Source organism: Campylobacter sp. RM12640, assembly GCF_020137595.1.
In the GTDB taxonomy this organism is placed as follows: Bacteria; Campylobacterota; Campylobacteria; order Campylobacterales; family Campylobacteraceae; genus Campylobacter_E.
In genome coordinates, this window is sequence record NZ_JACGAU010000070.1 from 1 (window position 1) to 559 (window position 559).

Genomic DNA, 559 nt, shown 5'->3' on the forward strand with positions numbered 1-559 from the left:
AATAAGATAACAATAATTCTACTTCTTAAGGGCCTATAGCTCAGCTGGTTAGAGTGCACCCCTGATAAGGGTGAGGTCACAAGTTCAAGTCTTGTTAGGCCCACCATTTTTATTCTTTTTATCTATCTTTTAAATTATTTTTTAAATTATTTTTTAAATCTTTTTAATATATGTAGTTTTAGTATGATTTTAGGTTTTACTTGTGTATTTATTTTAGATTAAAACTTATAAATAATATTTATATTTTTAATGATATTTGAATTTATTTAAGAATACTTATTTTTACTTATTTAGCTTGTAGTTATGTTTAAAGCTATTTTTATATAAATTATAATACTTATTGAAGTGGTGTGATATTTGGTAGCATATATATTATCTTTTTAAAATAACTCTTATAGTAATAAGTAATTTAAATTATAAGTGATAATTATGTTTTTACTATTAAATAAAATATTAGTTGTATTTTTAAGAGTTAATATAATTAATGTTTTTATAAAGTATTTATAAGTTTTAAATTCTTTTAATAAAAATAGCTTTTTATGTTTAGTGATTATGTTTT

General features: G+C 19.1%; 1 tRNA gene. It reads left to right on the forward strand.

The window, feature by feature from the left end:
• Window positions 1–29 precede the first annotated feature (29 nt).
• Window positions 30–106 (forward strand) — tRNA-Ile (locus AVBRAN12640_RS09915).
• The last annotated feature ends 453 nt before the right edge of the window (window positions 107–559 follow it).